This is a genomic window from Paraburkholderia sp. RAU6.4a (assembly GCF_050435625.1).
Taxonomy (GTDB): domain Bacteria; phylum Pseudomonadota; class Gammaproteobacteria; order Burkholderiales; family Burkholderiaceae; genus Paraburkholderia; species Paraburkholderia tuberum.
This window is the reverse complement of record NZ_JBNDKQ010000003.1, coordinates 1,496,321-1,510,359: the sequence shown is the minus strand read 5'-3', so window position 1 is coordinate 1,510,359 and position 14,039 is coordinate 1,496,321. Positions and strand designations below refer to the sequence as shown.

Sequence of the window (14,039 nt, the reverse complement as noted above, 5' to 3'; positions counted from 1 at the left end):
TTCGTGATCGTTTTCGGGGTAATGGTTTTGATGGTAATGGCGAACTCGATCGCACGGGACGTTGTGCCGTGCGTTTTGGAAATCGAGGAGATTTGGGAGATCTGAGCCATTACAAGAATATACACGAAAACGGAAAACTGGCGGCGTTCTTCGCCAGGGCAATCGCATTAGGACATCGGCCGCATGCCAAGCACGTCGCGGCGAAAGTCGTCGTCCCACGCGGCCTGCTTGAGCTTGGCGCGCACCGACAGCCTGGGCGTCGGATCAAGCTTGAGCAGATTCAGCACGAAGCGGCGCAGGATCGCCAGGTTCATCGAGGCGTTGTCCTTGCGTACCCGGCACGCGTCCTCTGCCAGCGTCACGTCCAGCGACCAGTGGAGTTGGGACTCGATGGTCCAGTGGCTGCGAATGGCCTGTGCCACCCGCTCGGGGCTGCCGGCTGACGAGCTCAGGTAGTAGCGCAGCTCGGTACTGGTCTTCGCGCCGATGCAGCGCTGCGATTCAACCATGATGATCTGGTGCAGGCCCTGCCAGTCCGCCCGCTGCGGTAGCCACTCCAGCGCGCTCACGCACCATATCCGGCGGGTCTCGATGCGCCCGTGATCTTTCTCGAGCGTCTCATGATAACCATGCGGTACGGCGTGCCAGTACTCGGCGCGCGCGATGCGGAAGAAGTACTCGACCTCCTCAAGCAACGCACCCTGGTTGGCCTTCAGCCCCAGCAGATAGTCGCCGCCCTGGGCGTGCACCTGGCGAGCGATCGCTTGCTGGCAGCCCATCGCATCGATCGAGACGATCGCGCCTTGTACGTCCAGCACCTTGAGCAGTTCCGGCAGCGCGGTGATCTCGTTCGATTTGCCGTCCACCGCCACCGCGCCCAGCGTCAGCCCGTAGGCGCTGGCATAGGCCGAGACCAGGTGCACGGCGCGATTCTCCCCGTCCCGACTGCCGCGCAGCGTCTTGCCGTCCAGCGCCACGACTGTCTGGTCCAGCTTGCCCACCACCTGACCCACCCAGGCGCGAAAGCTCTGCTCGAACACGTCCGGATCGAGCAGCCGCAACACCCGCCCAAACGTGTCGTGCGACGGTACGCCATGTGGCAACACCATGAACTCGCGCAGCCACGCCAGCTTCGCGCGCCCCCACTGCGCGATCTCCGTCACCCCTTCAGCGCCCGAGAGCAGCGCGCAAATTGCCACCACCAGCATCTCCGTGAGGTCGTATTGCGTACGATTGCCGCGACGCGGATCGGGTACATCCTTCAGGCATGACACGAGAGCCAAGCGCGTCTCCATCTCGATTCATCCAAAAATCAAGAGTAAACGCCCTTCACCCCGAAGTTTACAAGCACTAACCTGCTAAGACCCGTCGGTTAACGATGTCCTAATGCGATTGCCTTGCGTTCTTCGCCGTATGACGCGCAAATCGGCCTGTTTCAAGGCCCGATTCGCGTTTTTAAAAGGCCAGTATCGTTGACCTGACCACCGCATGCCTTCGCTCTGCGAGCGCATGCGGTGCACGCGTTTTACAGCGCGGCCACGACGGCATCGCCCATCGCGGCGGTGCCGACCTGCTTGCAACCCGGCGTGAGAATGTCGCCGGTGCGATAGCCCTGCTCGAGCACCTTCTTCACCGCAGTTTCGATGCGATCGGCCTGCTCCGCCTTGTTCAGCGAATAGCGCAGCATCATCGCGGCCGACAGGATCGTGGCGAGCGGATTGGCAACGCCCTTGCCGGCGATATCCGGCGCGGAGCCGTGCGACGGCTCGTACAAGCCCTTGTTGTTCTTGTCGAGCGATGCCGACGGCAGCATGCCGATCGAGCCGGTCAGCATGGCCGCCTCGTCGGACAGGATGTCGCCGAACATGTTGCCGGTCACGATCACGTCGAACGACTTCGGCGCCTTCACGAGCTGCATCGCGGCGTTGTCGACGTACATGTGCGACAGTTCGACGTCCGCGTATTCCTTCGACACGTCGATCATCACGTCCTTCCAGAACTGCGACGTTTCGAGCACGTTGGCTTTATCGACCGAGGTGAGCTTCTTGCCGCGTTTTTGCGCCGCCTGGAACGCGACGTGCGCGATGCGGCGCACTTCGGGTTCCGAATAGCGCATCGTGTCAAAGCCTTCCTTCGCGCCGGCGAACAGGCCGTCCGGCGACGTACGCACGCCGCGCGGCGCGCCGAAGTAGATGTCGCCGTTCAGTTCGCGCACGATCAGGATGTCGAGACCCGAAACGATCTCTTCCTTCAGCGACGACGCGCCCGTCAGTTGCGGGTAGCAGATCGCCGGACGGAAGTTCGCGAAAAGTTCCAGGTGCTTGCGCAGACCGAGAATCGCCTGCTCAGGGCGCAGCGCGCGTTCGAGCTTGTCGTACTTCCAGTCGCCGACCGCGCCGAACAGGATCGCGTCGGCTTCCTTCGCGAGCGCGAGCGTCGAGTCCGGCAGCGGGTGGCCCTTCGCTTCGTAGCCCGCGCCGCCGACCGGCGCTTCTTCGAGTTCGAACTTCTCGCCGAGCACGTTCAGGACCTTGACGGCCTCCTTGACGATTTCGGGACCGATGCCGTCGCCCGGCAACACTGCGATCTTCATGCGAATTCCTTGATGATTTTTTCGGATCTTTCTGGCGCAAACCGACATTGGCGCGCGAACTTCACGCCCCTGACGCCCTCACGGTTTCGCTTAGCGGACGAGGCGATTGTTCAGCCACGGTTGCTTCGCGAGACGCTCCGCTTCGAATTGGCGGATCTTGTCCGCGTGACGCAGCGTGAGGCCGATGTCGTCGAAACCGTTCAGCAGACAATACTTGCGGAACGCCGCGACTTCGAACGGATATTCGGTGCCGCCGTCGGCCGTGCGCACGACTTGCGCTTCGAGGTCGATCGTCAGCTCGAAGCCGTTGAACGCATACGTCTCGTTGAACAGATGATCGACCTGCTGTTCGGTCAGCACGATCGGCAGCACGCCGTTCTTGAAGCAGTTGTTGTAGAAGATGTCCGCGAAGCTCGGCGCGATCAGCGCGCGAAAGCCGTATTGCTGCAACGCCCAGGGCGCGTGTTCGCGCGAGCTGCCGCAGCCAAAATTCTTGCGCGCGAGCAGCACCGAGGCGCCCTGGTAGCGCGGCTGATTCAGCACGAAATCCGGGTTCAGCGGACGCTTCGAGTTGTCTTGACCCGGTTCGCCGTGGTCGAGGTAGCGCCATTCGTCGAACGCATTCGGACCGAAACCCGTGCGCTTGATCGACTTCAGGAACTGCTTCGGAATGATCGCGTCCGTGTCGACGTTCTCGCGATCGAGCGGCGCCACGACGCCGGTGTGTACGATGAATTTATCCATGACGCTTGCGCCTGTTCAGGACCGGGCGATGCGACTGGCGGCTGGAACCCCCGCGCCGTATCGCCGGCAAAAATCAAAAACCGCTTATTTCTCAGCGTGATTGCTGATCGAATTGCCGAGGTGCGACATGTCCTGGCCGAATCCGTGCACCGTGTTGCAGCCGGCAAGACCGAGCAGGAGCCCGGCGAACGTGCCGAGTGCGAAGCGGCGCAATAGAGTGATGCGATCCATGTTCTTCATCATGCGATTTATCCGAGCTTGCGAATGTCGACGAAATGCCCTTCGATGGCCGCAGCCGCGGCCATTGCGGGGCTCACCAGGTGCGTGCGGCCACCAGCGCCCTGACGACCTTCGAAATTGCGGTTCGACGTGGACGCGCAACGCTCGCCCGGCTCGAGCCGGTCGGCGTTCATTGCCAGACACATCGAGCAGCCCGGCTCGCGCCATTCGAAACCGGCCTCGGTAAAGACCTTGTCGAGGCCTTCACGCTCCGCCTGCGCCTTCACGAGACCCGAACCCGGCACGACCATCGCCAGACGGATGTTCGGCGCGACGCGACGGCCGAGCTTCTTCACGACGTAAGCCGCGGCGCGAATGTCTTCGATGCGCGCGTTGGTGCACGACCCGATGAAGATTTTATCCGGCTTGATCGACTCGATCGGCGCGTTCGGCTCGAGCGCCATGTACTTGAGCGCGCGCTCCATCGCGTCGCGCTTGACCGGGTCCTTTTCGCGCTCCGGATCCGGCACGCGGCCGTCGATCGGCGTGACCATTTCCGGCGACGTGCCCCAGGTCACCTGCGGCACGATTTCGGCAGCGTTCAACTCGACCACGCGATCGAAATGCGCTCCGTCGTCCGACTTGAACTGCTTCCAGTACTCGACCGCGTGATCCCACTCGACGCCCTGCGGCGAGAACGGACGGCCTTTCAGGTATTCGACCGTGGTGTCGTCGACGGCGACCATGCCGGCGCGCGCGCCCGCTTCGATCGCCATGTTGCAGACCGTCATGCGGCCTTCCATTGTCAGCGAACGGATCGTCGAGCCGCCGAATTCGATCGCGTAGCCGGTGCCGCCCGCGGTGCCGATCTTGCCGATGATCGCGAGCACGATGTCCTTCGCGGTACAGCCGCGCGGCAATTGGCCCTCGACCTTCACGAGCATGTTCTTGCTCTTCTTCTGCAGCAGCGTTTGCGTGGCCAGCACGTGCTCGACTTCCGACGTGCCGATGCCGTGCGCAAGCGCGCCGAATGCGCCGTGCGTGGACGTGTGCGAGTCGCCGCAGACGATCGTCATACCCGGCAGCGTGGCGCCCTGTTCCGGCCCGATGATGTGAACGATGCCCTGACGCAGGTCGTTCATCTTGAACTGTGTGATGCCGAAGGCGTCGCAGTTGGCGTCGAGCGTGTCGACCTGCAGCTTCGACACCGGATCGGCGATGCCGTGGCTGCGGTCCGTGGTCGGCACGTTGTGGTCGGACACGGCCAGGTTCGCGCTGATGCGCCACACCGGACGCTGGGCGATTTTCAGGCCTTCGAACGCCTGCGGGCTGGTCACTTCATGCAGCAGGTGACGGTCGATGTAGAGAATCGTGGTGCCGTCGTCTTCCGTGTGGACCACGTGCGTGTTCCACAATTTGTCGTAGAGAGTCTGTGCCATGGTATGCGGAGTAGTAGTGACTGCGGGCTGACTGTGTCGATTGATTATGCCACGCTGCGCACCGCGGTGGGCTGCTCAGCCGACGAAAAAACCGATAAAAAACATGGAGTTGGCTGGTAGTGGCAATACCTGTATCGTCGTTACCCGGCAAGTGTTGGCCCCAGCGACGCCAATGCGCCGCATGCGCGACGCCTAGCTGCCGCCGAAACGGAAAACGCCCCAACGGTAAACCCGTCGAGGCGTTTTATTCACTCGGATTTCGCGCTTTTGCACGGCACGAATGCCGCTGCGAAGCGCGCGTATCGAGGTCGATCAGCGATCAGCGCTGTGCGATCGGCTTCGCTTCACGCAGCGTCTCGCCGATGAACAGCTGACGCGGACGGCCGATCTTCTGCTCGGGATCGGCGATCATTTCGTTCCACTGCGCGATCCAGCCGACCGTACGCGCCATCGCGAAGATACACGTGAACATCGACGTCGGAATGCCCAGCGCGCGCTGCACGATACCCGAGTAGAAGTCGACGTTCGGGTACAGCTTGCGCGACACGAAGTATTCGTCTTCGAGCGCGATCTTTTCGAGTTCCATCGCGAGCTTGAACAGCGGATCGTCGTGCAGGCCCAGCTCTTCGAGCACTTCGTAGCAGGTCTCGCGCATCAGCTTCGCGCGCGGGTCGTAGTTCTTGTACACGCGGTGGCCGAAGCCCATCAGCTTCACGCCCGAGTTCTTGTCCTTCACCTGCTTGATGAACTCAGGAATGTTGTCGACCGAGCCGATTTCTTCCAGCATGGTCAGCGCGGCTTCGTTCGCGCCGCCGTGCGCCGGGCCCCACAGACACGCGATACCCGCCGCGATACACGCGAACGGATTCGCGCCCGACGAACCGGCGAGCCGCACGGTCGACGTCGACGCGTTCTGCTCGTGGTCAGCGTGCAGGATCAGGATACGGTCGAGCGCGCGCACCAGCACGTCGTTGACCTCGTACTCTTCGCACGGGTTCGAGAACATCATGCGCATGAAGTTCGCGCTGTACGACAGGTCGTTCTTCGGATACACGAACGGCTGGCCGATGCTGTACTTGTACGCCATCGCGACCAGCGTGGGCAGCTTCGCGATCATACGGATCGCCGACACTTCGCGGTGACGCGGGTTATTGATGTCGAGCGAGTCGTGATAGAACGCCGACAGCGCGCCGACCGCGGCGACCAGAATTGCCATCGGGTGCGCGTCGCGGCGGAAGCCGCGGAAGAAGAACTGCATCTGCTCGTGCACCATCGTGTGCTTCGTGACGGTGCCGACGAATTCGACCTTCTGCTTCTGGTTCGGCAGCTCGCCGTTCAGCAGCAGGTAGCAGGTTTCGAGGAAGTCGGCGTTTTGCGCGAGGTTGTCGATCGGGTAGCCGCGGTAGAGCAGTTCGCCCTTGTCGCCGTCGATGTAGGTAATCGCCGAATTGCACGCCGCCGTCGACATGAAGCCCGGGTCGTACGTGAACTTGCCGGTCTGGCCGTACAGTTTGCGAATGTCGATCACATCCGGGCCAATCGTGCCCTTGTAAATCGGCATTTCGACGCTCGGCGAATTGTCGCTGAACGATAGCGTGGCTTTAACATCTGACGGGGTCATAGCACATCCTCAATCGAAGTATGGATACAGGGTTTCGATAATTGCACGCCTGGAACAACGGACTGGCGGCGCTCAAGCGTTGCGCAGCAACTCCAGAACCCAGACCACGTCCGGGTCGGCCAGATCGCCTTCCGGTTCCTTGCGCGCGAGCAGCAAGTCCATCAGGTCGTTATCGCTCAGCTCGAGCAGGCGCGTGAGTGCGCCCACGTCGGCATCGCTGAGGTCATGCTCATATCGGCTGAAAAAACGCTCGAAAATCAGGTCGTTTTCCAGCAGGCCCCGCCGTGCGCGCCAGCGAAGACGCGCGCGGCGGAGAGGGTCGGACTGATGCGATGTTTCGGTCATGTCGGTACACCCCGCGCCGCGCCCGGGCGCACTGACCGCCCTCTCGGGGGCAGCGCGCGCCAGGGAGCGCGGAGCTCATTGATACTAGACAGCGCGGCGAACCATCAATTCCTTGATCTTGCCGATTGCCTTGGTCGGGTTCAGGCCCTTCGGACAAACGTCGACGCAGTTCATGATGGTGTGGCAACGGAACAGACGGTACGGATCTTCCAGGTTGTCGAGGCGCTCGCCGGTTGCCTCGTCGCGGCTATCCGCGATGAAGCGGTAGGCTTGCAGCAGACCAGCCGGGCCGACGAACTTGTCCGGATTCCACCAGAAGCTCGGGCACGACGTCGAGCAGCTCGCGCACAGAATACATTCGTACAGGCCGTCGAGCTCGTCGCGTTCTTCCGGCGACTGCAGACGTTCCTTTTCCGGCGGCGGCGTATCGTTGATCAGGTACGGCTTGATCGAGTGATACTGGTTGAAGAACTGCGTGAAGTCGCAGATCAGGTCGCGCACGACGGGCAGGCCCGGCAGCGGACGCAGCACGATCTTCTGCGGCAGGTCGTTCAGGTTCGTCAGGCACGCGAGGCCGTTCTTGCCGTTGATGTTCATTGCGTCCGAACCGCACACGCCTTCGCGGCACGAGCGACGGAACGACAGGGTTTCGTCGAGCGCCTTCAGCTTGATGAGCGCGTCGAGCAGCATGCGTTCGTGCGAGTCGATTTCGATCTCGTACGTCTGCATGCGCGGAGCGGCGTCCTTGTCCGGATCGTAGCGGTAAATTTCAAATGTACGCTTGGCCATTTCTCTGAATTCCTTTGACTTGTGCCTTAGAAGGTACGCGCTTTCGGCGGAACCGATTCGACGGTCAGCGGCTTCATGTGAACCGGCTTGTAGTCGAGGCGATCGCCTTCGCTGAACCACAACGTATGGCGCAGCCAGTTTTCGTCGTCGCGATGTTCGAAGTCGTTCTGCGCGTGCGCGCCACGGCTTTCCTTGCGCGCTTCGGCGGAGACCATCGTGGCGCGTGCCACTTCGATCAGGTTCGCCACTTCGAGCGCTTCGATGCGAGCCGTGTTGAACACCTTCGACTTGTCCTTCAGATGGATGTTGTCGACGCGTGCCGCCACTTCACGGATGGCCTCGACGCCTTCGGACAGCAGAGCCGAGGTACGGAACACACCAGCGTGCTTCTGCATCGTGCCGCGGATGTCATTCGCGACCGACTGTGCGTACTCGCCCGACGACGAGTTGTCCAGCTTCGCCAGACGCGACAGCGCGAAGTCGGCTGCATCGGCCGGCAGCGGCTTGTGTTCCTTCAGTTCCTGCACGTGCTTGACGATGTGGTTGCCGGCAGCGCGGCCGAACACCACGAGGTCGAGCAGCGAGTTCGTGCCGAGACGGTTCGCGCCGTGCACCGACACGCACGAGCATTCGCCCACTGCGTAGAAACCGTTGACGACTTCTTCGGGGCCGCGCGGCGTACCGACGACCTGGCCGTTGATGTTCGTCGGAATACCGCCCATCTGGTAGTGGATGGTCGGCACGACCGGAATCGGCTCTTTAATGCAGTCGACGTTCGCGAACTTCAGCGCGATTTCCCGGATCGACGGCAGACGCTTCATGATCGTCTCGGCGCCGATGTGCGACAGGTCGAGCAGCACGTGATCCTTGTTCGGACCGACGCCCCGGCCTTCCTTGATTTCCTGGTCCATCGAACGCGAGACGAAGTCGCGCGGCGCCAGATCCTTCAGCGTCGGCGCGTAGCGCTCCATGAAGCGTTCGCCGTTCGAGTTACGCAGAATACCGCCTTCGCCGCGCACGCCTTCGGTGATCAGCACGCCCGCGCCGGCCACGCCGGTCGGGTGGAATTGCCAGAATTCCATGTCCTGCAGCGCGATGCCCGAACGGGCCGCCATGCCGAGGCCGTCACCGGTGTTGATGAACGCGTTGGTCGATGCCGCGAAGATCCGGCCCGCGCCGCCCGTGGCGAACAGCGTGGTCTTGCCTTCGAGGATGTAGACGTCGCCGGTTTCCATTTCCAGTGCGGTCACGCCGAGCACGTCGCCGTCGGCGTCGCGGATCAGGTCCAGCGCCATCCATTCGACGAAGAATTGCGTTTTGGCAGCAACGTTCTGCTGGTACAGCGTGTGCAGCAGCGCGTGACCGGTCCGGTCAGCCGCCGCGCAGGCGCGTTGCACCGGCTTTTCGCCGTAGTTCGCGGTGTGGCCGCCGAACGGGCGCTGATAGATCGTGCCGTCCGCGTTACGGTCGAACGGCATGCCGAAGTGTTCGAGTTCGTAGACGGCGTTCGGTGCTTCACGGCACATGAACTCGATCGCGTCCTGGTCGCCGAGCCAGTCGGAGCCCTTGATCGTGTCGTAGAAGTGGTAGTGCCAGTTGTCTTCGCTCATGTTGCCGAGCGAAGCGCCGATGCCGCCCTGCGCCGCGACCGTGTGCGAACGCGTCGGGAACACCTTGGACAGCACGCAGACCGACAGACCGGCACGCGCGAGTTGCAGCGACGCGCGCATCCCCGAGCCGCCCGCGCCGACGATGACGACGTCGAAGCGGCGACGCGGCAGAGAATTCTTGATTGCAACCATGCTTTTATACTCTCCAGAGAATCTGCGCAGCGTAGCCCGCACATGCGAGCAGCCAGAGGATCGTCAGCACCTGGAGGACGAGACGCGTGCCAACGGGCTTCACGTAATCCATCCAGATGTCACGGATACCAACCCACGCGTGGTAGAACAGCGAGAGAAGCGTGACGAACGTGGCGAGCTTCATCCACTGCGTCGCGAAGATCGACGCCCAGCCGTCGTACGAAAAGTCGCGCGCGAGGAAGAACCACGCGAGCAGAATCACCGTGTACACCGCCATCACGCAGGCGGTGACGCGTTGCGCGAGCCAGTCGCGCAGACCGTAATGCGCGCCGACGACGAGACGCTTCGAACCGATTCGGTTATTGGCTGACATTTTTTAGAATGCTCCGAACAGTTTTGCCGCGAATGCGATGGTAAGCAGCGACGACACGACGATCACCACGATGGAGGTCGATTTGCCCTTCTCTTTCGACACGGCATCATGATTCGTATCCATCACGAGGTGACGGATGCCGGCGCAGAAGTGGAACAGGAAGGCCCACGCGAGAACCAGCGTGATCAGCTTGACGATGATGTTGGAGAGGAAGCCTTTGAATACTTCGAAGCTCAGTTCGGAAGTCAGGCTCTGATCGAAGAGGAACAGCAGGAACGGAAGGAAGAGAAACAACAAGGCACCGCTCACGCGATGCAGAATCGACACGCGCCCCGCCAGCGGGAGACGGTATGCCGTCAGTATTTGCCCAATACCGATGTTCCGGAATTCCGGCCTCGGTTTTTTTACGGCTTCTGCCATGCTAGACCCCTACTATGTAGTCACACTAATCCGCAATTTTAGCGCCTTTTTATATCGCGCTGCAGCGAAAACCACGCTGGGTCCTTTGCGGCGCGCGCATTAAAAGCGCCTTCCGATTGGCACGCGTGTGGGACGCCGCGCCTCGTTTCAGCCCGATTCAGCTCAGATCGTTCTGATAGTAATACCCGGTTGTGACATACCAACCTCGCCGGACTTCGACCGGCCGGTCCCCATAGGTATAGGACACGCGCTCGACCGACAGCAACGGAAAACCCGCCGGCACATGCAGCAGGTCCGCCACGGAAGGCTCCGCCGCGACCGCGCGGATTTTTTCCGTCGCGCGAATCATGCGGGTCCCGAATTCCGTCTCGAACATCGCGTAGAGGGGACCCTTGTACTCCGACAGCCGCTCGAGCGTGAGCCCGCGGAACACGACGCCGGGCAGCCAGATTTCGTCGAGCACGGTGACTTCGCCGTCGAACTGCAGCAAACGCTTGATCAGCACGACCGGATCGGCCGGCTTCAGATCGAGCTGCCGCGCGATTTCCGCCGATGCGCGCAGCCGCCGGCATTCGAGCAGACGGCTCACGTGCGGATGCTCGGCGCCGTCGTCGGCGAGCAATCTCAGGAAACGGAACTGCGCGCGCTCTTCGTTGTGCGTTGCAACGAATGTGCCCTTGCCCTGGCGGCGCACCAGCAGGTTGTCGGCGGCGAGTTCGTCGATCGCCTTGCGCACCGTACCCTGACTCACCTTGAAACGCGCGGCCAGTTCGACTTCACTAGGAATGATCTCGCCCGGCTTCCATTCGCCGCTTTCGAGGCTCTGCGTAATCAAGCCCTTGATCTGCTGATATAAGGGGCTGAAGGTAGGCGACGCGGCAGCGGAAACAGCGGATACGCCTTCGCCGGCGGCCCCTTGGCCATTCGGGTTCACAGGATTCGCCGGGTTCGAATTCATGCGCGCATTTCATCATAAAGGGCTGGGACACGTCTAGGGTTTTCCCCGCGATAGATGTGTCTTATATAAGACATAAGATACTGTTGACTTTGTCTGTTTCGACTCCTACACTCCTTGTCGAGCAAGGGTTTGCGGGATTTTGCGGCGGCTGTTTGATGCACCGCCGCGACGCTCCGGCAGCCACTCTGCACCATGCCGTCCCCTACGCAGTCCAGGTTTCGATTCGCCGCCATCCGTTGCATTCGCGCGCTGTCTCCGTGTTGCACCCGCTGGCCCGACGCTTGCCGAAACGCGCTGTTTGCAGGAGCCCGCACCGTGCAGTTGCGGCCCCGGCCCGGCGTAAGCCCTGGGCCATCCCGTCCCGCTCCGCAGTACAGCTTTCCGGCACGGCGGTCTTACCGTAACGCGCCGCCCGGTCTCGCCAATTCCGAGCCCGCACGCGAACAGTGAATTCCGCCGTGTTTCATCACGCTTCGCTGAACGCGCATATAGAATGGCGTTTTCCCTAGCGTCTAACGCATCGTCCTGGAGATTTCTCAATGGCTAAGCCCGCAAAGCGCGTTGCCGTCACCGGCGCCGCAGGTCAAATCGCTTACTCCCTGCTATTCCGCATCGCCAATGGCGACCTGCTCGGCAAGGACCAGTCGGTGATCCTGCAACTGCTCGATCTGCCGCAAGCGCAAGCCGCCGTCAAAGGCGTCGTGATGGAACTGGATGATTGCGCATTCCCGCTACTGTCGGGCGTCGTGATCACGGACGACCCGAAGGTCGCGTTCAAGGACGCCGACATCGCACTGCTGGTCGGCGCGCGTCCGCGTTCGAAGGGTATGGAGCGCAAGGATCTGCTGTCGGCCAACGCCGAAATCTTCACGGTTCAGGGCAAGGCGCTGAACGACGTCGCCAGCCGCGACGTGAAGGTTCTGGTGGTCGGCAACCCGGCCAACACGAACGCATACATCGCCATGAAGTCGGCGCCGGATCTGCCGAAGAAGAACTTCACCGCGATGCTCCGTCTGGACCACAACCGCGCGCTGTCGCAACTGGCCGCCAAGTCGGGCAAGCCGGTCGCGTCGATCGAAAAGCTCGCAGTGTGGGGCAACCATTCGCCGACCATGTACCCCGACTTCCGCGTTGCAACGGCTGAAGGTCAGGACCTGACCAAGCTGATCAACGACGAAGAATGGAACCGCAACACGTTCATCCCGACCGTCGGCAAGCGCGGCGCGGCGATCATTGAAGCGCGCGGCCTGTCGTCGGCGGCATCGGCGGCTAACGCTGCGATCGACCACGTGCGTGACTGGGTGCTCGGCACGAACGGCAAGTGGGTCACGATGGGCATCCCGTCGGACGGCTCGTACGGCATCCCTGAAGACATCATCTACGGCGTGCCCGTGACCTGCGAAAACGGCGAGTACAAGCGCGTCGAAGGTCTGGCAATCGACGCGTTCTCGCGCGAAAAGATGGACGGCACGCTGCAGGAACTGCTGGAAGAGCGCGACGGCGTTCAGCACCTGCTCGGCTAAGCATCTGATGCCGATGAACCGGAACTCCGAAGCGTCAGCGCGGCGGGTTCCGGTTTTTTTCGTGTGAATGGCCGTGCGATCATCGCCATTCGCCTCTGATTCGAACGTGCTTTGCCGTTGCCCGACGGCACTCGCGCAGAGCACGCCCGAATCCGACATCCTTAATTTTCACCACGCCCCACACGCCGAAGATGCGCGTTCTCACACCCGCCGAAGTGCTGTTTGAGGGCGAAGCGCCGCCCGCTGTGCTGCCTGCCTGCGATCACTACGCGGGCAGCGAAAAGCTGATGCTGAAGTCGCTCGCGTTACAGCAGCAACTCGGCCCGGTGTTCGATATCACGCTCGATTGCGAAGACGGCGCGCAGGTCGGCCGCGAGGCCGAGCACGCGGAACTGGTCGCATCGCTACTGGGCACCGGGCATGACCGCTTCGGCCGCGTCGGCGTGCGCATCCACGACTTCGCTCACGCGCACTGGCGCGACGACGTACGCCTCATTCTGCGCGCCGCAAAGCGAGCACCCGCTTACATCACGCTGCCGAAAATCCGCAATGTTCACGATGCCGCCGAAATGATCGCGTTCATCGAGGCGACGCGGCGCGAGCTCGGCCTCGCGCAGCCGGTGCCGGTGCAGTTGCTGGTCGAAACCCACGGCGCGCTTACGCGTGTGTTCGAACTCGCCGCGCTGCCGGGCGTCGAGGCGCTGAGCTTCGGCCTGATGGACTTCGTCTCCGCGCACGACGGCGCGATCCCCGATACCGCGATGCGCTCGCCGGGCCAATTCGATCATCCGCTCGTGCGGCGCGCGAAGCTCGAGATTTCGGCGGCCTGCCATGCGTTCGGCAAGGTGCCGTCGCACAACGTCAGCACCGAAGTGCGCGACATGAGCGTGGTCGCGAACGACGCACAGCGCGCCCGCAACGAGTTCGGCTACACGCGCATGTGGAGCATCCACCCCGCGCAGATCGAGGCGATCGTCGCCGCGTTCGCGCCGCGCGACGAAGAAATCGCGACGGCCGCCGAAATCCTGCTGGCCGCGCAGTCCGCGCATTGGGGCCCGACGCGTCATGGCGATACGCTGCACGACCGTGCGAGCTACCGCTATTACTGGTCGGTGCTGCGCCGCGCGCAAACCACCGGCCGCGCTGTTCCACAAGAAGCGGCGCCGCTTTTCGCGCAAGTGGGCGCCAACGGACAGTCGGTGACATAAGCGAC

Annotated in this window: 14 protein-coding genes; 2 read left to right on the top strand and 12 right to left on the bottom strand. The window is 62.3% G+C overall.

The annotated features are described in order from the left end of the window. Positions 1–167: 167 nt before the first annotated feature. The 12 genes from OKW40_RS31610 to OKW40_RS31555 form a co-directional block, all read right to left on the bottom strand. Positions 168–1,274, bottom strand: coding sequence for an ISAs1 family transposase (locus tag OKW40_RS31610; protein WP_429493974.1), 1,107 nt, complete (start codon positions 1,272–1,274; stop codon positions 168–170). 251 nt (positions 1,275–1,525) lie between these two features. Beyond that, a complete protein-coding gene (leuB, locus tag OKW40_RS31605; protein ID WP_018433950.1) occupies positions 1,526–2,593 on the bottom strand; it encodes a 3-isopropylmalate dehydrogenase in 1,068 nt (355 codons plus the stop codon). Between the two features lie 90 nt (positions 2,594–2,683). Further along, positions 2,684–3,337: a 3-isopropylmalate dehydratase small subunit gene (gene leuD, locus OKW40_RS31600; RefSeq protein WP_018424120.1), complete on the bottom strand. Its 654-nt coding sequence runs from the start codon at positions 3,335–3,337 to the stop codon at positions 2,684–2,686. 84 nt (positions 3,338–3,421) lie between these two features. After that, positions 3,422–3,580: an entericidin A/B family lipoprotein gene (locus OKW40_RS31595; RefSeq protein WP_184057555.1), complete on the bottom strand. Its 159-nt coding sequence runs from the start codon at positions 3,578–3,580 to the stop codon at positions 3,422–3,424. A gap of 5 nt (positions 3,581–3,585) precedes the next feature. Then, complete coding sequence (leuC, locus tag OKW40_RS31590) at positions 3,586–4,995, bottom strand: 3-isopropylmalate dehydratase large subunit (protein ID WP_090808290.1); 1,410 nt, start codon at positions 4,993–4,995, stop codon at positions 3,586–3,588. Positions 4,996–5,314: 319 nt separating this feature from the next. Then, positions 5,315–6,616, bottom strand: a complete 1,302-nt coding sequence (gene gltA / locus OKW40_RS31585) for a citrate synthase (protein ID WP_184057557.1) — start codon at positions 6,614–6,616, stop codon at positions 5,315–5,317. 72 nt (positions 6,617–6,688) lie between these two features. After that, positions 6,689–6,961, bottom strand: a complete 273-nt coding sequence (locus OKW40_RS31580; protein WP_429493240.1) for a succinate dehydrogenase assembly factor 2 — start codon at positions 6,959–6,961, stop codon at positions 6,689–6,691. Between the two features lie 84 nt (positions 6,962–7,045). Then, the gene (locus OKW40_RS31575) at positions 7,046–7,750 is read right to left on the bottom strand and encodes a succinate dehydrogenase iron-sulfur subunit (RefSeq protein ID WP_090808286.1); all 705 of its coding nucleotides are present in this window, start codon (positions 7,748–7,750) and stop codon (positions 7,046–7,048) included. Positions 7,751–7,776: 26 nt separating this feature from the next. Beyond that, positions 7,777–9,552, bottom strand: a complete 1,776-nt coding sequence (sdhA, locus tag OKW40_RS31570; RefSeq protein ID WP_429493239.1) for a succinate dehydrogenase flavoprotein subunit — start codon at positions 9,550–9,552, stop codon at positions 7,777–7,779. Between the two features lie 4 nt (positions 9,553–9,556). After that, positions 9,557–9,925 carry a succinate dehydrogenase, hydrophobic membrane anchor protein gene (gene sdhD, locus OKW40_RS31565; RefSeq protein WP_184038008.1) on the bottom strand — a complete coding sequence of 123 codons (369 nt, stop codon included), beginning with the start codon at positions 9,923–9,925 and terminating at the stop codon, positions 9,557–9,559. A 3-nt stretch (positions 9,926–9,928) separates the two neighbouring features. After that, a complete protein-coding gene (gene sdhC, locus OKW40_RS31560; protein ID WP_090808277.1) occupies positions 9,929–10,345 on the bottom strand; it encodes a succinate dehydrogenase, cytochrome b556 subunit in 417 nt (138 codons plus the stop codon). Positions 10,346–10,502: 157 nt separating this feature from the next. Further along, a complete protein-coding gene (locus OKW40_RS31555) occupies positions 10,503–11,303 on the bottom strand; it encodes a GntR family transcriptional regulator (protein WP_184038002.1) in 801 nt (266 codons plus the stop codon). A gap of 539 nt (positions 11,304–11,842) precedes the next feature. On the opposite strand from OKW40_RS31555, the gene OKW40_RS31550 reads away from it, so the two are divergent. Next, a complete protein-coding gene (locus OKW40_RS31550) occupies positions 11,843–12,826 on the top strand; it encodes a malate dehydrogenase (RefSeq protein ID WP_429493238.1) in 984 nt (327 codons plus the stop codon). Between the two features lie 191 nt (positions 12,827–13,017). Beyond that, complete coding sequence (locus OKW40_RS31545; RefSeq protein ID WP_429352670.1) at positions 13,018–14,034, top strand: HpcH/HpaI aldolase/citrate lyase family protein; 1,017 nt, start codon at positions 13,018–13,020, stop codon at positions 14,032–14,034. Positions 14,035–14,039 lie beyond the last annotated feature (5 nt).